Genomic DNA, 19,709 nt, shown 5'->3' with positions numbered 1-19,709 from the left:
GGCTAAATTTAATAGAAGCGGCTTTCTTTGCCGTGATCCCACCGCGAAGCAGATATGCCTTTCCAGGCAGCGCGCCAAAACCCGCATTAACGCTGGATTTTGGCAAAAACCGCCACCTGCAATCAAACGCAGATGGCGGCCCAAAGGTCCGTCACGAAATCGGTTATGATGTCACAGGCTGGCGTTCAAGCCACCTCCACCATCCCGGCCGAGGACGAGAGTCGCAATTGCTCGACATCGCGTCTGGGTGGTGCGCCAAACATGCGGCGATATTCGCGTGAGAACTGCGACGGGCTGTCATAACCCACATGATAACCGGCACTCGCGGCATCCATCGCATTAACCATAATCAGCGAACGTGCTTCCTGCAGACGTAACTGTTTTTGATATTGCAGCGGGCTCATCGATGTAATGGCTTTGAAATGCTGATGTAAGGCAGATGCGCTCATATTGGCTTCGCGGGCCAGCACCTCGACGCTAAAGGGTTCGCGGAAATGCTTTTTGATCCATTCAATGGCGCGGGAAACCTGGTTCAGTTTGCTGTCTGCCATTGCAAGCTGCTGCAAACGCACGCTTTGCGGGCCATTCAACAACCGGTAAAGAATTTCCCGTTCAATCAATGGGGCCAGAATGGGTATATCACGCGGCGTTGCCAGCAATTCCAGCATCCGTACCGATGCATCAATCAGTTCCGGCCCGGCATCACTAACCTGAAGTGCCGGTCCCGGCTGGCGGCCCGATGGCACCACGTTGTTTTCGCGGGCTTCCATCAAAATGTCCGCCATGACCTTTGTATTCAAATCCAGCCGCAGGCACAGATAGGGTTTTTCAGGTGTGGCAACGGTAACTTCGCCCAATACCGGCACATCAAGCGACACCGTCAGATACTGGCCGGGGCGATAGACATAAACGCTTTCGCCCATCATTGCCGTTTTTTCACCACTGGCAAGAATACACACCGATGGTTGATACACCACATTGACCGGCTCCATCGGCTTGTCCGCGCGCAAAAGAACCACGCCGGGAATGTCGGTGTCACATCGCCCGGTGCTGGGGCAATATTGTTCAATCAACCGTGCAAATTTATCCAAGCCAGCAGTCATCACTTTTGCCTCTTATCCGTCCAGATGCCAAAAATCATCGCCAAATGGCTGCTATCGTGCAATCGACACATAGTGACTGATTGCATGAAACAACAGACCGATTTTAAGCATTTGCAGGATCGTGCAATCTTTATAGAGGACTGGGCTATTACCCCCACGACGGTTTGCGTTATGTTCCTTTCATACCGGAAAACAACCGTGCCGATATCGAAGTCTTCCCCCCCCGACCCCGCGATATCGGCATGGCTGAAAACGGCAAGGAAACGGGCCGATGCAACATTGCATCGGCCCGTTATCTTTTTACCCGTTACCGGGTTATGGAACATCAGGCGGCACACGCCTGCAAATCAGGCGCTGGGCCAGCTTCCGCGCAGCCGCCCGCCAATGCGAACCGGCTCGATGCGCTTGGCAAGGCCGGTGGCATCATCGGTTTCAACATAAACGCCACAAACCGTTGCCGGGCCTTCTGCCGGTTCCAGCCGGCCTGATGGCATCTTCGTCAGGAATTTGGCAACCGAGCTTTCATGCTTCATGCCAATCACGGAATTAAAATCGCCGCACATGCCAACATCGGTCTGATAGGCTGTTCCACCAGGCAGGATCTGCGCATCGGCGGTTGGCACGTGGGTATGCGTACCCAGCACCAGCGACGCGCGTCCATCACAATGATGCCCGAACGCCATTTTTTCCGACGTGGTTTCAGCGTGAAAATCGATCAGAAGGGCATCAACATTTTTGCCCAGCCGGTATTTGCCAAAAAGCTTGTTTGCCCCCTGGAACGGGCAGGAAAGCGGGTCCATGAACAAACGGCCCATCATGTTAATGACGGCCACTTTCTTGCCCGACTTGGCGGTAAAAACGCAATCGCCCTGCCCTGGCGTACCATCGGGGAAATTCCAGGGACGCAGCAGCGTTTTGTCTTCGTCGATATAGGCGATGATTTCGCGCTGGTCCCAAACATGATTGCCCGTTGTCAGCACATCGGCACCGGCATTGTAAAATTCGCGGCAAATTTTTGCGGTTACACCAAAACCATGTGCGGAATTTTCAACATTCACCACCGCCACATCGACCTTCAGGCGATCACGCAACATCGGCAGCGCCTCCAGCGCAGCCTTGCGCCCGGATTGCCCCAAAACATCGCCCAAATGTAAAAGCCGCATTACAAATTCCGTTACTGTCTGTTTGCCGCATGACCAAACGCGACGATACCTACCACCCCACGGGGCAGGTCATCCCCCCGAAACAACAGCATATCATGTACTGCTAAAAGCAAAGTCCCGCTTTCCAGTAAAGGAAAGCGGGAGCCACCACTGCCGTTGGCTATATGGTAATTCCTCGTGACCTGCAGGTGCAGGTGGGCGCCGTATAACGAGACCACGGTCCCGCCAGGGACAGCTCCCTAGAGAAATGAGCATCGGCCCCGGGAATTAGCGAGCCTGACGCACAGGGCAGCCCCCTTTGACGGACCCACCCTTGATCGCCCCTTGGGGCGCATCGCAGGCGGCATCCGATGCGAGCTTAGTCAGCCGAAAGCCTTTGTGCAATAGCCTCGATACGACCAGCAAGATTTTCCATGCTTTGCGCCATCCGATCGGCCTCGTTCGGGCCAACCGCCCCTTCGGGCAAACTGACCTGCCGGGCCGATGACAGCTTTTCATGGGCATCGCTTAATTCATCGGCGATCAAAAGGCTGGTCATCACCAGCAGGCGCTGTTCACCAATCTGGCCAACCATGCTGGCAATTTCGCCAACACGTTCATCAACATAACCTGCCAACTGGGTCAGGCGTTCCTCCTGGCCATCCTCGCAGGCAACATCATAGCTGCGACCATTAATACGGACTGATACCTGTGCCATGAAATTATGCCTGCTTCTGTTCTGTTTCGTCACTCAGGACCAGCCGAAGCTGGCCAACGGCACCATCAAGGCGCTGGGAAACGGTTTCTGTGGCTTCTGCCAGCACATCATAATCGTGCTTTAGGGCATCAAGCTGGGCGCGCATTTCCTCGGAACGGGCCTGTGCTGCGGCATTTTCGCTAACGCCGGACTGAATGGCCGCCTCCGAGCGGGCCAATCGCGACTCCACCGCCGCTTCAAGCGCGGCAAGGGCATTTTCAAGACGTTCACCAGCATTTTGCAGACGTGACATATCGTCCTTCCTGATCCTTCATAATCCGTTCACAAGATAGGTTGTGACAAAGCAGGGCGTCAACTGTTCCGCAATACCGCCTGATCAAAACCGATCCAGGTACGATTGTAGCATCTAAGGATTAACCGCAATCTAAGCAATCCGGTCAGTTTTTCGACAGAATCGGTTGACGTATCAGGATAGCGGGGGCATGTTCCGCCCGACTTCTTTGCTTTTTTAAGCCGTAGTAATCAACGCCAGATAGCGAACCCCCAGGAAGCGCATTCAATGACGAAACCAGTAGAACATAGCCGCATGGCAAACGCCATTCGCTTTCTTTCCGCCGACGCCGTGGAAAAAGCCAACTCCGGCCATCCGGGCATGCCGATGGGCATGGCCGATGTCGCGACTGTTCTCTTTACCAAGTTTCTGAAATTCGATCCGAAACACCCGAACTGGCCCGACCGCGACCGTTTTATTCTGTCCGCCGGCCATGGATCGATGCTGCTTTATTCGCTGCTGTATCTTACCGGCTATGAAGACTTTGATCTCGACCAGATCAAAAATTTCCGCCAGCTTGGCGCCCGCACTGCCGGCCACCCGGAATTCGGCCATGGTGCAGGCATTGAAACCACCACCGGCCCGCTGGGCCAGGGTATTGCCACCTCGGTTGGTTTCGCCCTTGGCGAGCGCATCATGAATGCGGCTTTCAACAACGATCTGGTTGATCACTATACCTATGTCGTCGCTGGCGATGGCTGCCTGATGGAAGGCATCTCGCAGGAAGCCATTTCCATGGCTGGCCACATGCAGCTTTCCAAGCTGATCGTGCTGTTTGACGATAACGGCATCTCGATCGATGGTCCGACCTCGCTTTCGACCTCGGAAGACCACAAAAAACGCTTTGAAGCTGCTGGCTGGGATGTTCAGCAGATTGACGGCCACGATGCAGATGCCATCGAAGCCGCCATTGCCAAGGCAAAAACCACCGGCACCCCGTCGCTGATCGCTTGCAAAACCGTTATCGGTTTTGGCGCGCCGACCAAGGGTGGCACCTCGGCAACCCACGGTTCGCCGCTGGGCGCAAAGGAACTGGCCGGTGCCCGCGAAAAGCTGGGCTGGTCCTACGAGCCGTTCGATGTCCCGCAGGATGTTCTTGATGCATGGCGCGCCGCTGGTGCCCGTGGCGCCGAAGAATTCTCGGCTTGGGGCGCACGCTTTGACGCCCAGGATGCCGATGTCCGCGCCGAATTTGAACGCCGCATCGAAGGTAAGCTGCCAGAAAACTGGGTTGATGCCTTCAACACCTACAAAAAGCAGATTACCGAAGAACAGCCGAAGATCGCGACCCGTAAATCCTCGCAGAACGTTCTTGAAGTTCTGACCCAGGCGATCCCGGAAATGATCGGCGGCTCTGCCGACCTGACCGGTTCCAACAACACCAAAACCGCCGTTCAGGAACCGATCTCGGTCCAGAGCGGTTATGACGGCCGTTACATCTATTACGGTATCCGTGAACACGGCATGGCCGCTGCCATGAACGGTCTGGCACTGCATGGCGGTGTTATGCCTTACGGCGGCACCTTCCTGGTCTTCACCGATTATTGCCGCCCGGCGATCCGCCTGTCCGCACTGATGAACCAGCGTGTCGTTTATGTCATGACCCACGATTCCATCGGTCTTGGCGAAGATGGCCCGACCCACCAGCCGGTCGAACATGTCGCATCCCTGCGCGCCATGCCGAACGTCCTGATGATCCGCCCGGCCGATGCGGTTGAAACCGCCGAAGCATGGGCAATGGCCATCACCCATGACAGCGGCCCGACCGTTCTGGCACTCAGCCGTCAGAATTTGCCGGTTCTGCGCACCGAATACCGCGAAGACAACCTTGTCGCACGCGGCGGTTACATCATTTCCGAAGCCGAAGGCGAAACCCAGGTCACCCTGATCGCGACCGGTTCGGAAGTTGAAATTGCCGTTGATGCCCAGGCGAAACTGAAAGCCGAAGGCATTTCCGCTGCTGTCGTTTCCCTGCCCTGCTGGGAACTGTTTGACGCACAGTCGCCGGAATACCGCAAAAGCGTTCTGGGCTCCGCACCGCGCATCGCAATCGAAGCCCTCTCGGTCTTTGGCTGGGAAAAATACGTTGGCGACAATGGCAAGGTGATCGGCCTGCACGGCTTCGGTGCTTCGGCTCCGGCACCGGAACTTTACGAACATTTCGGCATCACCGCCGACGCTCTGGTCAAAACGGCCAAGGAACTGGTTTAATTTTTGGGCCGGATCGGTAATATGCCGATCCGGCCTTTTTGATTGTCCCCGCAACCGGGGTTTGACCATCCGGTCACAATCAGTATGTATCTGGAGGAATTAATGGCTATTCGTGTTGCGATTAATGGTTTTGGCCGTATTGGCCGTCTGGTTCTGCGCTCCATTATTGAAAGTGGCCGCACCGACGTTGAAGTTGTTGCCATCAACGACCTGGGCGACGTCAAAACCAATGCTCACCTGCTGAAATACGATTCCGTTCATGGCACCCTTGCCAATGACGTCAAAGCTGAAGGCAACGATCTGGTTGTCGATGGCAAGGCCATCAAGGTTTGTTCCGAACGTGATCCGGCGAACCTGCCGTGGGGCGAGCTTAATGTTGATATCGCATTTGAATGCACCGGCATCTTCCTTGACGAAGCAGGCGCAGGCAAACACCTGACCGCTGGCGCAAAACGCGTTCTGATCTCGGCCCCGGCAAAGGGCGACATCAAAACCGTCGTCTATGGTGTAAACAGCGACACCCTGACCGCCGACGACGTTATCGTTTCGAACGCTTCGTGCACCACCAACTGCCTTGCACCGGTTGCTGACGTTCTGAACAAAACCGTTGGTATCACCAAAGGCTTCATGACCACCGTTCACGCCTTCACCGGCGACCAGAACACCGTTGACAGCCTGCACAAAGACCTGCGTCGCGCCCGCGCGGCCTCCCTGTCCATGATCCCGACCTCGACCGGTGCCGCCAAGGCTGTCGGTCTGGTTCTGCCGGAACTGAAGGGCAAGCTGGACGGAACCTCGGTTCGTGTTCCGACCCCGAACGTCTCCATGATCGACCTGACCTTTGTTGCTGGCCGTGACACCACCGTTGAAGAAATCAACGCTGCGATCAAGGAAGCATCCGAAGGCCGCCTGAAAGGCGTTCTTGGTTACAACGAAGCACCGCTGGTTTCGATTGACTTCAATCACAATCAGAACAGCTCGACCTTCGATGCCACCCAGACCCAGGTTATGGACGGTAACTTCGTTCGCATCCTGTCCTGGTATGACAACGAATGGGGCTTCTCGAACCGTATGTCGGACACCGCCGTTACCATGGCGAAGTTCCTCTAATCCGGTTTGATACCAGATTTTCAAGGGCGGCCTTCGGGTCGCCCTTTTTATTTGTCATCGCCTCACATGTGCGCGCCCTGCTATAATATGCCTTGCGCCTTTCATCCCAAACCAGCATCGAACCCGCCAAACCATGCCCCCCCATTCCCCCCATATCCAGGTTCAGAATTTTCGGGGTGCGACTGTTGCCTGTCAGGTCATGGGGGATCGTCCCTTTTTCCTGCATGGGCCCGTCAATGCGGGGCAAATAATGGGGGCGCAATGGTTTGCAAACCTGCTGGCTGAACTTCGTTGCGACTTTCCCGCCGCCCGGATTTTCGGTGTGCTGGATTGTCAAAACCATACCGGGCAGGCGCTAATGGCGCTGGAATGCGGTATTTCCCATATTCTGGTTGGCACCCTTGCCCAAACCGCCTTTGATGCGCTCGGCCAAATTGCAACGCAAAGGGAGTGCCATATCTGGCACGGCATTTCCCTTATGCCCGAAACTGACCCGGCCGATGGTTTGCTGCCTGCCTTTCCCCTGTTTATAATGAATGACCATTACCTGCCCGCTTCCGAATGCAAAAAGCGCCTATTGGCCCATCTTGCACAGCAATGATTGCCAATTACGGACGTGCAGGGTAAACAGGGCAAAGCATTTCCATCAGGACAGATCACTGTGAATAGCGAAGCACAAACCGGCCTTTACCTGCTGACCCCTGCAAAAATCGATCTCGATACATTTCCGGCATTGCTGGCAGATGTTCTTGATACCGGGGCTGTTGACTGTGTGCAGCTTCGCCTCAAAGACATTGATGATAACGGCATCATTGCAGCGGTGAAAAAACTGCTGCCGGTTTGCAGCGAACGCGATATCCCCCTGATCCTGAATGACCGCCCCGATCTGGCACATAAAACCGGCTGTGACGGTGTGCATATCGGTGAAGATGACGGCAGCTATGACGAAGCCCGTAAAATCATGGGCGAAGAACATATCGTTGGTGTGTCCTGTTATGATTCCCGCCACCGGGCGATGGAACTGGGCGAAAAAGGTGCCGATTACGTGGCCTTTGGCGCGTTTTTCCCCACCACCACCAAAGATCCGCGCACCTGGGTTGAACCGGAAATCATTGAAATCTGGACAACCTTTACCACCGTCCCCTGTGTTGCCATTGGCGGCATCAATGCCGATAATCTGGCACCGCTGGTTCAGGCCGGTGCCGACTTTGTCGCAATCAGCGGTGCGGTCTGGAACCATCCGGACGGGGCACCTGCCGGGGCAAAGGCCATTCGCGCCGCCATTGCCGCCGCTAGCGAAGAATAACCGTTTTTCAACGCACCATCGCCTTGCCTGTAACGCTACGCATCAACTTTGCGGATGACGGATAAAGTGCGGGCAAAAACCGCGCCCCTTGCGATTAAATGCATTTCAGCCAATTATTGAACCATGCAGGTACAGGAAGGCTGAAATGGATATTGCCGATTTAAAACTGTTCGCAACCGTTGCGCGCCTGGGCAGCATGCGCAAAGCCAGCGAAGAATTAAACACCGTGCAATCCAACGTCACGGCCCGTATTCGCGCGCTGGAAGAAGACCTTGGCACAACCCTGTTTGAACGCCATCACCGCGGCGTCAAACTTAGCGAAGCTGGACAGCGGTTGCTGCCCTATTACGACCGGTTGTCGCACCTGATTTGCGAGGCACGGCGTGCCACCATTGATGATGGTACGCCGAGTGGCCCGCTTAAAATCGGGGCACAGGAAACAACGGCAGCACTGCGCATTTCTCCCGTTCTGGCAAAATTCCTGCAAAGCTATCCTGCGGTAAACCTCAACCTGCGGACCGATACCACAGCAAACCTGATCAATGCGGTTCTGTCGCATAAACTCGATGCGGCCTTTGTCTGCGGCCCGGTTGACCATCCTGATCTGACGACATTGCCCTGCTTTGACGAAGAACTGGCCATTTACGGCCCGGCTGGCATGCCCTCCATTGGCAAAATGTGCGAAAATGCCGATCTGCGTATCGTGGTGATGAATGCCGGTTGCCAGTACCGCTTCATGCTGGAAAACTTCCTGGGCAGGCTTGGTCGCAAAAACGTACCGGTTCTGGAATTTGGCACTCTGGAAACCGTGATCAATTGCGTTTCGGCCGGTCTTGGCATCACCATGCTGCCCCGCGCCCTGCAAGCCCATATCGGGCGCATCGGGCCGGTTTCCATACATGACCTGCCCGCCAGCGTTGCCAATGTTGAAACCGTTTTCATCCAGCGCCAAGACACCCTGCAAACCAGTGCGCGCACCGCACTTTTTGCCACAATCCATGATCACTGGCATGGCATTGATGCCCCGCAAAACAGTCGCAAACAGGCGTCCTCCCCGCCGGAATTGCGCGTGATATCTTAAAAAATGATCACTGCAATCATTATAATTCGTTTTTAATGATTGCAGTGAATGAATAGCATCCCTCCAGTTCCCCCGAACAGGACGCCCTGATGCACGCTAAAACCCGTCTTTCCCCACAGGCCCGCCTTCATATCTGGGCAGGTTTTTGTACCTCGCTTATTGGCGTAGGCCTGTCGCGCTTTGCCTATTCTGCCCTTATTCCGGCAATCATCGACCAGCAATGGTTTTCGCCGGGCAGTGTTGCCTATCTGGGGGCGGCCAATCTGGCGGGCTATCTGATCGGGGCATCGGGAGCTCGCCCGGCTGCGGCCAGGCTGGGCAGTTGCAATGCGCTGCGCCTTGCCATGCTGGTTGCAGCCATCAGCTTTTTTACCTGCGCCCAACCGGCATCCTTTACCTGGTTTTTCATCTGGCGGGTTTTATCGGGCATCAGTGGCGGTTTTCTGATCGTGCTGGCTGCACCCACCATTTTGCCCTCGGTCGCGGTTGAAAATCGCGGTTTTGCCATGGGCCTTATTTTCAGTGGCGTTGGCACCGGCATCATTATTTCCGGCACACTCGTCCCGGTTTTAATCAGCCATGATCTCAGCTGGGCCTGGATCGGCCTGGGGGCCATTTGCGTTGTATTGATGGCGTCTGCCTGGTTCCTGCTGCCATCCGACCCTGCCCGTACAACCGCACAATCAACGGCCAACGCAACAGGCGGTGCCAAATCCGGTAACACTCCCCAAAAGAAATGGCCCGAAATCACTGTCTGGCTGGTGGGGCTGGTCTATTCGCTGGTCGCCATTTCACTGGTGCCGCATATGGTGTTCCTTGTTGATTATTCGGCGCGCATCCTGGCACTTGGCAACGGTTTTGGTGGCCTCTGCTGGACGGTTTTTGGTGCAGGTGCGCTTTGTGGGCCAGTGACCCTTGGCAAGTTTGGCGACCGTTTCGGGTTTCGCATCACCCTGATTGGCATGTTGATGGTCGATATGGTCATGACGGTCATCCCCGCCCTTGGCGACGACAAATTGCTGTTGCTGGTGTCAGCTTTTGTGGTTGGTGCGACCGTACCGGGTGTGGTTTCACTGATTCTGGGCTGGATCCACGAACTGATCGACGATGCAACCGCCCGCCAGCAAGCCTGGAGCTTTGCCACCACCCTGTTTGCCATTGGCCAGGCGATCTTTGCCTATGTCTTTGCCTGGATGTTCTCGCTGGGTGCGAAACAGGCCCATCACATTTACATATTGGCGGGTATTGCAGCCGCCGCAGCCATGATCCTGACCTTTATTTTCCCAACCCTGCAAAGCAGGCTGACCCGTGCGGGCAGCCGCCCTGCCACGTCCTCATCCGCCGCGGAATAAACCGGCAATCCCGTAACGTAAATTATGCAATTTTCCGCCAAAACCGTGTGGCGCCCTTAACCTGCCTGCGTGCCTGCATCGCCACCCCCGGCAATGGCGAAATGCCCCGGAATAGCCCAGCCATGCGCACAGGCAGGGTGCGTCATGCATTTGCATCCCACGAAGAAGCTTGCGGGAAACCCCGCAAACTGATAGGTAGACGCCACTTTTTTCCACATTGTGAATCTGTGATCTGAAAGAACGGTTGGTGCCATGAAAATCAACGGCAACGAAATCCGTCCGGGTAACATTATTGAACATAATGGTAGCCTGTGGCGCGCAGTGAAATGTAACGCAGTGAAGCCGGGTAAAGGCGGTGCGTTCAACCAGGTTGAACTTAAAGACATCCGCAACGGCACCAAGCTGAACGAACGTTTCCGTGCATCGGAAACTGTCGAGCGTGTACGTCTCGACCAGCATGAATATACCTATCTGTTCGCCGAAGACGACATGGTCACGCTGATGGATAGCGAAACCTTCGAACAGATCACAGTCAACAAAGAACTGATCGGCGAACCGGCTGTCTTCCTGCAGGATGGCATGGTTCTGACCGTTGAGTCCTTTGAAGGCGAAGCCCTTAGCGTCAGCCTGCCGGAACATGCCGTGTTCCAGATCGTCGAAGCCGACGCGGTTGTTAAGGGTCAGACCCAGTCTTCTTCCTATAAGCCGGCCGTTCTTGAAAACGGCGTTCGTATCCTGGTGCCGCCGCACATCGAATCTGGTACACGCATTGTCGTGAATACCAGCGAAAGCACCTATGTCGAGCGCGCCAAAGACTAACGCCGCCTTCGTTTTTTTACCTACAAATACCGGGAGATGAGCCGTGCGTGGCGCCGCCCGTCGTTCAGCCAATATCAATGTCATGTTCAAGGCCGTCGAAAAGGCGGCCTATGGACTTAAGCGCGACTTCGGTGAAGTCGAAAACCTTCAGGTATCCATGAAAGGTCCGGGGGATTTCGTTTCTGCCGCCGATCATCGTGCCGAAAAACGCCTGCGCGAAGAACTTGAACGGGCCCGCCCCGGTTATGGTTTCATTCTCGAAGAAGGCGGCGAAATCAAAGGGAGCGATCCGGAACACCGCTGGATCATCGACCCGCTTGATGGCACCACCAACTTCCTGCATGGCATTCCGCATTTCGCCATTTCGGTGGCCCTGCAAAAGGGTGACGAAATCATCGCTGGCATCATCTATGACGTTGCCAAGGATGAATTCTTCTGGGCCGAAAAGGGTGTTGGTGCGTATCTCGATAACCGCCGCCTGCGTGTTTCGGGCCGTCGCCGCCTGAACGAATGTGTTCTGGCCTGTGGCGTTCCGCATATGGGCCGTGGTGACCATGCCGCATTTGAAAAACAGCTTCACGCTGTCATGGACCGTTGCTCGGGCGTGCGCCGTTTTGGTGCTGCATCGCTTGATCTGGCCTATGTTGCGGCTGGCCGCTATGACGGTTACTGGGAAACACACCTGAACCAGTGGGATATCGCTGCTGGCCTGCTGCTGGTTTCCGAGGCAGGTGGTTACATTCGCGACATTAATGGCGGCACCAACATGCTTGGCACCGGCAGCATTGTTGCCGCGAACGACTATATCCAGCCCGTTCTGGCCAAAACCCTGAAAAAAGCGGCTTCGGTCTGAACCGGAACTGTTTTTGTCACGACCTTTAAAGGCATTCACAATTTGTTGTGGATGCCTTTTTTGCGTTCAGGTCAAACCGGTTGTCGATAACCCTATGGTAAGTTATGGTGCGAAAGGACCGCCAGGGAGGGAAGACCCGCGGCGGTACAGGGGTGGCACGGGCCGTGCCGTAAGATCGTCACAAAAATCATATCTTATGTGAGCGGTCGGAAATCAGGATAACAAGGGGCCTGCGAATAGATGAAGGGGAATACTAAGATTTCGGCGATTGCCTTTGCGGCGGCGCTCGGAACATTGATGGTGACCAGCCAGGGCGCATATGCCGGGCCGTTTTCCCCGGTCATGCCGGGCAACGATGTCCAGGTTGACCTTGGTGTGCTCGACCAGCTTGATGACAGGGATGCATCACAACGCAACCTTTCATCACCCAATTCCAGTGCCCAGCGCATTCAAATCGACAGCCAGCTTCTGATCTATCCCCGCACCACGCCCAAATCGCGTTTTCTGGCACCGCAACTTCTGCTTACGCCACCGGCCGGTACTTCGCGAATCGATACATCCAATGCACCGCGCAACAGCAGCCTTGATGATATTGAAACCGTTGTCATTGATGGCGCTGGCGTTCTGCCCTCGGCCAATGATGCCCCGCAGCAACCTGCACTAAAGCTGCACCAGCCCGAAGACCGCATCACGCTGCGCCCGCCGGTTTCCTTTCCGGCCCGCCCTGCTGTTGAACGCATTGAAACGGCCCCTGTTTCCCGCAGTTTTTCAAGCACCGGCAATCTTGGCGGCAGCATCAATAACGCCGATTTAAACGATGATGGCGCAACCCAGATCATTCATCTGGTGCAGCCAACCCCGCATAATGTTGATGGCCTGCCCCGTACCCGCCCGGCCCAACCGGCTGCGGCCCCGGCAAGCGCGCCTTTGGCAACGCCCGCCGCTACACCGGTTACAAACGCACAACCTGCCAGCCTTCTGGTCCCGGCAGGCGGCACAAATAACGCAGCCCCCGCCGCCCCTGTAAACGCACCTGCCAGGGTCATGCAGGTTGCGGATAACGCCCCGGCGGTTGCCGTGCCTTCGGCACCAAAGGTCAGCGAACCGAAAATCGATACGCCGCGCGAAGCCCCGAAAAACAAAATGCCGGTGCCCGAAGTTAAAACCGCACCGCTGCCCAATGCGCAAAAACCTGCGGCCAAACAGCCCGCAGCAGGGCCTTCGACAACACCCGTTCCCCTGAAAAAGGAAAACGAGGTCAAAAGTCCGCCCAGCCCGGCACCCGATACGACAACATCTCCGCAGGAAATGCTTGATAAACAGTCAGGCAATATGCCCAAGCCACCGACACCCAAACAGACCGCCCAAAAAGCGGAACCGAAACCTGTCGCAAAGCCGGAAGTTAAACCGGAAGCCAAGCCGGAGCCGCGCACCAAGCCGCAGGTTGCACCGCGCGAAACCGCCTCTGCCCCGGCATCGATGCCCGCTGAAAAACCCGCCTCGGCACCGGCCGGGGGTGACTACAGCCTTCCCTTTGCAGAAAACAGCTTCGAGCTGGACCCGAGTGCGCAAAAAAGCCTTGATAAGGTTATAGGCACCCTTGCCAGAAATGGTGATTTGCGTGTTCAGTTGCAGGCGTATGCCGCAGGTGAATCGCAAAATGCCAGCAAGGCACGCCGGCTGTCGCTTTCGCGCGCCCTGCAGGTCCGCTCCTATCTGATCGACGGCGGCGTCCGTTCCACCCGGATCGATGTCCGTGCGCTTGGTGCCAATGTCCCCTCTGGCCCGGCCGATCGCGTCGATGTCAAAACCGTTCAACGCTAGGATTTATCTGTCATGAGCAACAATGCGTCCAACGGCGCGGCAAGTATTCCGGCAATTACCAAACCGGGTGCCTATCTGACCCGAATGGGTATTTTCACCGCCGTTATCGTCGCCATCGCAGCACTGTTATATCCGACCCTGTCAGATGCATTTCTGGCAAGCGCAGTATTGAACGGCCTGATCATTGGCGTGTTCATCATTGGTGTTGTCTATACCTTCCGTATGGTTTTCAGCATCAATCCCGAAGTTGCCTGGATCGAAGATTTCCGCCGCAACCGCCCGGGGCTTAGCTCGCAGGATACGCCAAAGCTTCTGGCACCCATGGCCCGCATGATGCAGGAACAGCGCCGCGACCGGCCGCAGCTTTCCACCCTTGCGACCAGTACCATTCTGGATTCCATCCGTTCCCGCCTTGATGAAAGCCGCGAACTTTCGCGCTACCTTGTCAGCCTGCTGGTGTTTCTTGGCCTCCTCGGCACCTTCTGGGGCCTGCTGCAAACCGTGAACTCGGTTGCGGATGTGATCGGCAACGTCAATGTTGGCGGCGGCGGCAATATGGAACTGTGGTTCGGCCAGCTCAAGGAAGGCCTGGCAAAGCCGCTCAATGGTATGGGCACGGCCTTTTCGTCCTCTTTGTTTGGTCTTGCTGGCTCGCTTGCTCTGGGTCTTCTGGACATGCAGGCAGGCCAGGCACAGAACCGCTTTTTCAACGAACTTGAAGAATGGATGTCTAGTTTCACCCGCGTTTCCTCGGGTGGCCCGCTTTCCGAAGGCGAACAGTCGGTCCCGGCCTATCTTTCGGCCCTGATCGAACAGATGGCCGACAATATGGAAGGCCTGCAAAACTCGATCCAGCGGTCTGAATCCTCGCAGATCAAGTCGCACAACACCCTGATCGACCTTGCTGACAAGCTTTCAACCCTGACCGACCAGATGAAAGCCGAACAGCAATTGATGGTCAAACTGGCTGAAAACCAGATGCACCTCAAACCGGTTCTCGATCAGCTTTCCGATTCCATGAAAATCGGCAGCTTTGGCATTGATGACAATACCCGTGCGCATATCCGCTCGCTCGATAACCAGTTGGGCCGCGTTGCCGACGAACTCACCATGGGCCGTCAGCAGCAGACCCAGGAAATCCGCAGCGAAATAAAACTTCTGGCACGGACCATCGCCGCGATCGCCGAGGAGGGCTGACCTCATGTCAGGCTTGTCTCGCCGCCGCAGTCGCGATGTAAATACCTGGCCGGGCTTTGTCGATGCCCTGGCCACGCTGTTGATGGTGATCATCTTTTTGCTGATGATCTTTGTCGTCGCCCAGGTATATCTGGGTGCGGCCCTGTCGGGCCGTGACAAGGCGCTCAGCGATCTGACATCACAGGTCAACGAACTGACCAATCTGTTGTCGCTTGAACGCAACAACAACCAGGAAATGCAGCTTGAACTGACCCAGCTGACCACCGAACTTTCAACCACCAGCGATGATCGCGATGCGTTGAAAAACCGGGTGTCAGCCCTGGCTGAAAAACTGTCATCGGCACAGGTTTCCGCCGAGGAACAGGAAAAGAAGCTTCTGGCCGCCCTCGCCGCCCTGGAAGACAAAAAGTCCGAGCTTTCAAAGCTTGAAGAAAAAGCCGACGAAAAAGAACAAAGCCAGGAAAGCCGCATTGACGAGCTTTCAAAGCTTCTGGCCCAGCGCGCAAGCGAGCTTGATGATCAGAAGGACATCAGCGAATCTGCCCGTGCCCAGGTCGAAGCCCTGAACCAGCAACTTCTTGCAGTTCGTCAGCAGCTGGCAAAGCTGCAGGATGCCTTGGAAATTTCCGAAGCCGAAAACAAGGATCAGGCCGCACAGATCGTCAATCTGGGGCAGCGCCTGAATGCGGCACTGGCCTCCAAGGTTGCCGAACTGCAGCGCTACCGCTCGGAATTTTTTGGTCGCCTGCGCCAGGTTTTGGGTGACCGCCAGAATATCCGTGTCGTCGGCGACCGTTTCGTTTTCCAGTCCGAAGTACTGTTTGGCTCCGGCTCGGCAGACATTGGTGATGACGGTAAGGTTCAGCTCGCCAAACTCGCAGCAACCCTCAAACAGATCTCGGCTGAAATCCCCGATGATATTGACTGGGTCATGCGTGTTGACGGCCACACCGACAAAGTGCCCATTCGCAATAATGAATTCAAATCGAACTGGGAACTCTCTTCGGCCCGCGCTATTTCGGTGGTCAAATTCCTCATCGATCAGGGCGTCCCGCCAAGACGGCTGGTTGCCGCCGGTTTTGGCGAATATCAACCCCTTGATAACCGCGATGATGAAATCGCCTATCGCCGAAACCGGCGCATAGAATTTAAAATCACCGAACGGTAATAAAATTAAAAGAGCTCCAATTGGGGCTCTTTTTTTTGTCTTTGACACACATCGATCACGATGAACAAGCACCACAAACAACACAACCAAAAGTGTTTTCTGTCAAATTTTTGCCACCTTTGATCGATAATTGAAAAACAATCCAAAAATAAAATGAATATGAACTAACCAATAGAAGCAAAAGCCAAAAAGGCAGCTTCATAATACCGAGCAAGAGCAAACAATCGAGCAGAAGGGATTTGTCCCAATGAGTGAAAACACAACAACCGTGAATACGGCAAAAGATTACAGCCCATCCTGGCAACGACGTTTCGAAATGCTGGACTATCTCGGGGCCGACCGGCTTTCCTATGATGCCATGCGAAAAACAGAAAAGTACAAGTCACTAAGTTTCGGGGAAAGATTTCGCCTATCACAAAACTTTCTGGCACTTTTCTTTGGTAGCATTTACTATTTTTGCAAGGGAATGTGGGCCAAGGGACTTTTCATCATTACGGCATCCAGCATCTATAGCATGCTCTTGATAGGGATTGAGGTAGCAGTTGGACGCGCATTTTTAGCATCTATTGTTTACTGGCTGCCGACCGCAATTTTCACGTTTCTACTGGCAAATTATGATTACTATCGCAAAGAAAAACTTGGCGAAAAAATCTGGCCTAACATCCCGGCGATTTTTGGCGATATAAAAGTCGCCCTGCCAGTTGCGTTTATTGCGTTGGTAGCAAACATCTATTTTGCCTATCAAAGCACAATGATGCTGGCCGATCCTTATATGGGTTATTAATATCCAGCCATCGTTCAACAGCGCATAACCTTCCGGGTTGTGCGCTGTTTTTATAAGATATTGGATTTTATGAAGGCCGATGCCCTGTTTGCACAGCCTGTGCGGGAATGCCTGTAACACTACCCCCCCCTAGATAATCGGCGGGGAACGGCTTTGCCTTACATGCCTTTTACAATCCCGGAACTTATGGCAATCAATTTCGTTGAATAAAGTTCAACCAAAAGGCGCAAAGCGAAACAAAACCAAAGGCAGGAGGGCCAAATGCCCCAGACCGAGGAAAAAAGCCATCGCCAGATCATTGGTGTATTCAACAAAGCAGACAACCTTCATGCAGTGTTGCGCGATTTACAAAAATCCGGTTTCACCCGCCATGATATGAGCCTGATCGCCAATGAACTGACAATTGACGAAAAGCTTGGTCATATTTACCGCAAGACGGAGGATCTCGAAAATGATCCTGCCACGCCGCGCATCGCATACACATCCCCTGACCCAACCGGAGACGCCGAAGGCGCGTTGATCGGTGCGCCGATGTATGTGGCAGCTTTTAGTGCTGCGGGCGTCATGGTTGCGGCTGGCGGCCCGATGGTTGCAACCATCGCCGCCATTCTTGGGGCTGGCGGTGCTGGCGCAGCCATCGGCGGTGTGCTGGCAAAACTCTTTGGCAAACAGCATTCGGACAAAGTACAGCAGAAACTCGAAGATGGCGGTCTGTTACTTGCCATTCGCAGCAACAGGGACGCCCGCGAAGACGAAGCACGACACATTCTTTCGCGACATACCGATGACGATGTTTTTGCCTACGATCCACTTAGCACCGCCCTCCCCGAATAGCGGGAGTTAGTGCGACACGGCGTGCGCAATCACAATCCGCTGTCAGCATAGTTTTTGTGGATTAAAAACATAACATTGGCTAGCTTCGCGCGATTATTCCCACCTGCCGGAGCCAGAAAATGCTGCGTGATATATCCGCCCAAAGCTTCTTTATGGGTTTCCTTGCGGCATTTGTTGGCACGGCAAGCTCGTTCGCCGTTGTTCTGCAAGGCCTGACTGCCGTTGGTGCAACATCCTTCGAGGCCGCATCGGGCCTGCTCGCCCTGTCGGTTGCCATGGGTGTTTGTGCGATTGTTTTATCGCTTAAAACCCGCATGCCAATCAGCATTGCATGGTCCACCCCCGGTGCCGCCCTGCTTGCCACATCAGGTGCTGTCGAAGGTGGTTTTCCCGTTGCCGTTGGTGCCTTTATCATTTGCGCCGTGCTGATCATTATTTGCGGCATCTGGAAACCACTGGGCAAGGCCGTGGCGGCCATTCCCGGGCCACTGGCAAATGCCATGCTGGCCGGGGTTTTACTGGGTCTGTGCCTGGCACCGATCAAGGCTGTGGCGTTTAATCCGCTCTTCGGGTTGCCTATCGTCATTGCCTGGCTGGTGGTTGGCCGGTTTAACCGCATTCTTGCCGTGCCCGCTGCCCTGGCCGCATTTGTCCTGGTACTTGTGTTTGGTGTGACATTCCCCGACGGCGCGATTGACCAGTTAAATCTGTCGCTGGTGCCGCCTGTCGAATTTGTCATGCCCAAATTTACCATTGCCGGGCTGGTTGGCATTGCCCTGCCGCTTTTCATCGTCACGATGGCATCGCAAAACATTCCCGGCACGGCCGTATTGCGCGCGCATGATTACGACACACCACCCGGCCCGCTTTTCACCATGACGGGTATATTTTCGCTGCTTTCTGCCCCCTTTGGCGGTCATGCCGTAAACCTTGCCGCCATTACAGCAGCCATGTGCGCGGGCGAAGATGCCCATCCCGACCCGAAAAGGCGTTACTGGGCCGCAATCTTTGCCGGTGGGTTTTACGTGCTGTTCGGGTTGCTTGCCGGTGTCATTACATCCCTGGTCAGCCTGGCCCCCTCCATCCTGATCGAAGCCGTCGCAGGCCTTGCCCTGATCGGTGCCTTTTCCGGTTCTGCCGTTGCAGCATTTCGCGATGAAGGCAGCCGTGAGGCAGCAGCCGTCACTTTTCTGGTCACGGCTGCCGGACTTACATTTTACGGCATTTCAGGCGCGTTCTGGGGGCTGCTGGCTGGCATATTGATTTATGCGCTTACCCACCTGAAGCACCGCACGGCATCACGCCGCTAGGCCGCACCAGGTTTCACGCCACCAAAGATGCCATGATCACGAACCTTCCTGCGGCGGAATGATCATGTGCCCCTCATCGGTAATGATCCAGAACGGGTTATAGGCAACTTCCCACGGATGACCATCAAGATCCAGGAAGTAGCCGGAATAGCCACCCCAATCGGCCCTTTGGGGTAGTTTCTGGATATGGGCGCCAGCCTTCTGTGCCTGTGCAAAAACATCATCCACCTCGGCCTCGCTACGCGCATTATAGGCCATCGCCATGCCCGAATAACTGGCACCGCCATCATTGAAATGGCCATCCTTTGCCATCTCGGTGCGGTTATAAAGCCCAAAGATCAGGCCATTCATCTGGTAAAAGGTTACCTCGCCCGCCACGGCAAAAACCGGCTTCCAGCCCAGCCCGGTTTCATAAAACGCACGGGCGCGGTCCATATCGGCCACGGCAAGGGTTATCAGGCTTAATCGCTGATCCATTGTCATTCTCCATCTCGCAGGCACCCATCCTGTTCCCATCCTGTTCCCATCCTAACAGTGGAATTCACCCGAGCCGAGAATAGACTCGT

At 55.1% G+C, this 19,709-nt stretch carries 19 protein-coding genes and 1 other RNA gene; 14 read left to right on the top strand and 6 right to left on the bottom strand.

What is annotated here, in order from left to right:
- Positions 1-185: 185 nt before the first annotated feature.
- The 5 genes from CSC3H3_RS06875 to CSC3H3_RS06850 form a co-directional block, all read right to left on the bottom strand.
- Entirely contained in the window at positions 186-1,103 is a 918-nt protein-coding gene (locus CSC3H3_RS06875) for an AraC family transcriptional regulator (RefSeq protein ID WP_101267991.1), read from the bottom strand.
- 347 nt (positions 1,104-1,450) lie between these two features.
- On the bottom strand, positions 1,451-2,266 hold the full coding sequence (locus CSC3H3_RS06865) for a TIGR00282 family metallophosphoesterase (RefSeq protein WP_101267993.1): 816 nt from the start codon (positions 2,264-2,266) through the stop codon (positions 1,451-1,453).
- Between the two features lie 137 nt (positions 2,267-2,403).
- Positions 2,404-2,564, bottom strand: a non-coding RNA gene (gene ssrS / locus CSC3H3_RS06860) — 6S RNA.
- A 60-nt stretch (positions 2,565-2,624) separates the two neighbouring features.
- The gene (locus CSC3H3_RS06855; RefSeq protein WP_101267995.1) at positions 2,625-2,963 is read right to left on the bottom strand and encodes a cell division protein ZapA; all 339 of its coding nucleotides are present in this window, start codon (positions 2,961-2,963) and stop codon (positions 2,625-2,627) included.
- Positions 2,964-2,967: 4 nt separating this feature from the next.
- On the bottom strand, positions 2,968-3,255 hold the full coding sequence (locus tag CSC3H3_RS06850; RefSeq protein ID WP_101267997.1) for a DUF4164 family protein: 288 nt from the start codon (positions 3,253-3,255) through the stop codon (positions 2,968-2,970).
- A gap of 240 nt (positions 3,256-3,495) precedes the next feature.
- Here CSC3H3_RS06850 and tkt point away from each other — a divergent pair, with 240 nt between their 5' ends.
- The 14 genes from tkt (at position 3,496) to CSC3H3_RS06775 (ending at position 19,143) form a co-directional block, all read left to right on the top strand.
- Positions 3,496-5,505, top strand: a complete 2,010-nt coding sequence (tkt, locus tag CSC3H3_RS06845; protein ID WP_281262543.1) for a transketolase — start codon at positions 3,496-3,498, stop codon at positions 5,503-5,505.
- Positions 5,506-5,607: 102 nt separating this feature from the next.
- The gene (gene gap, locus CSC3H3_RS06840; protein ID WP_101268001.1) at positions 5,608-6,615 is read left to right on the top strand and encodes a type I glyceraldehyde-3-phosphate dehydrogenase; all 1,008 of its coding nucleotides are present in this window, start codon (positions 5,608-5,610) and stop codon (positions 6,613-6,615) included.
- A gap of 250 nt (positions 6,616-6,865) precedes the next feature.
- On the top strand, positions 6,866-7,216 hold the full coding sequence (locus tag CSC3H3_RS06830) for a hypothetical protein (protein ID WP_157831854.1): 351 nt from the start codon (positions 6,866-6,868) through the stop codon (positions 7,214-7,216).
- A 60-nt stretch (positions 7,217-7,276) separates the two neighbouring features.
- Positions 7,277-7,921, top strand: coding sequence for a thiamine phosphate synthase (gene thiE / locus CSC3H3_RS06825; protein WP_101284373.1), 645 nt, complete (start codon positions 7,277-7,279; stop codon positions 7,919-7,921).
- A 145-nt stretch (positions 7,922-8,066) separates the two neighbouring features.
- Positions 8,067-9,002, top strand: coding sequence for a LysR family transcriptional regulator (locus tag CSC3H3_RS06820; protein ID WP_101284372.1), 936 nt, complete (start codon positions 8,067-8,069; stop codon positions 9,000-9,002).
- Between the two features lie 89 nt (positions 9,003-9,091).
- Complete coding sequence (locus CSC3H3_RS06815) at positions 9,092-10,354, top strand: YbfB/YjiJ family MFS transporter (protein ID WP_101284371.1); 1,263 nt, start codon at positions 9,092-9,094, stop codon at positions 10,352-10,354.
- 252 nt (positions 10,355-10,606) lie between these two features.
- The gene (gene efp / locus CSC3H3_RS06810) at positions 10,607-11,173 is read left to right on the top strand and encodes an elongation factor P (RefSeq protein WP_101268010.1); all 567 of its coding nucleotides are present in this window, start codon (positions 10,607-10,609) and stop codon (positions 11,171-11,173) included.
- Between the two features lie 43 nt (positions 11,174-11,216).
- Positions 11,217-12,026 (top strand): inositol monophosphatase family protein, encoded by an 810-nt coding sequence (locus CSC3H3_RS06805; RefSeq protein WP_245881314.1) that lies wholly within the window; start codon positions 11,217-11,219, stop codon positions 12,024-12,026.
- 240 nt (positions 12,027-12,266) lie between these two features.
- Positions 12,267-13,850 carry an OmpA family protein gene (locus CSC3H3_RS06800; RefSeq protein ID WP_101284370.1) on the top strand — a complete coding sequence of 528 codons (1,584 nt, stop codon included), beginning with the start codon at positions 12,267-12,269 and terminating at the stop codon, positions 13,848-13,850.
- A gap of 12 nt (positions 13,851-13,862) precedes the next feature.
- Positions 13,863-15,047 (top strand): flagellar motor protein MotA, encoded by a 1,185-nt coding sequence (locus tag CSC3H3_RS06795; RefSeq protein ID WP_101268012.1) that lies wholly within the window; start codon positions 13,863-13,865, stop codon positions 15,045-15,047.
- 4 nt (positions 15,048-15,051) lie between these two features.
- Positions 15,052-16,215 carry a peptidoglycan -binding protein gene (locus tag CSC3H3_RS06790; RefSeq protein WP_101268014.1) on the top strand — a complete coding sequence of 388 codons (1,164 nt, stop codon included), beginning with the start codon at positions 15,052-15,054 and terminating at the stop codon, positions 16,213-16,215.
- Between the two features lie 247 nt (positions 16,216-16,462).
- Entirely contained in the window at positions 16,463-16,999 is a 537-nt protein-coding gene (locus tag CSC3H3_RS06785; RefSeq protein ID WP_101284369.1) for a DUF2628 domain-containing protein, read from the top strand.
- A gap of 261 nt (positions 17,000-17,260) precedes the next feature.
- Positions 17,261-17,833 (top strand): hypothetical protein, encoded by a 573-nt coding sequence (locus CSC3H3_RS06780; RefSeq protein ID WP_101284368.1) that lies wholly within the window; start codon positions 17,261-17,263, stop codon positions 17,831-17,833.
- Positions 17,834-17,952: 119 nt separating this feature from the next.
- On the top strand, positions 17,953-19,143 hold the full coding sequence (locus CSC3H3_RS06775; RefSeq protein ID WP_101284367.1) for a benzoate/H(+) symporter BenE family transporter: 1,191 nt from the start codon (positions 17,953-17,955) through the stop codon (positions 19,141-19,143).
- A gap of 36 nt (positions 19,144-19,179) precedes the next feature.
- On the opposite strand, the gene CSC3H3_RS06770 is transcribed toward CSC3H3_RS06775, so the two are convergent.
- Positions 19,180-19,620 carry a VOC family protein gene (locus tag CSC3H3_RS06770; protein ID WP_101284366.1) on the bottom strand — a complete coding sequence of 147 codons (441 nt, stop codon included), beginning with the start codon at positions 19,618-19,620 and terminating at the stop codon, positions 19,180-19,182.
- Positions 19,621-19,709 lie beyond the last annotated feature (89 nt).

Source organism: Thalassospira marina, from assembly GCF_002844375.1.
GTDB classification, from domain to species: domain Bacteria; phylum Pseudomonadota; class Alphaproteobacteria; order Rhodospirillales; family Thalassospiraceae; genus Thalassospira; species Thalassospira marina.
Note: the sequence above shows the minus strand (reverse complement) of the source record. Positions and strands in the feature narration are given on the sequence as shown.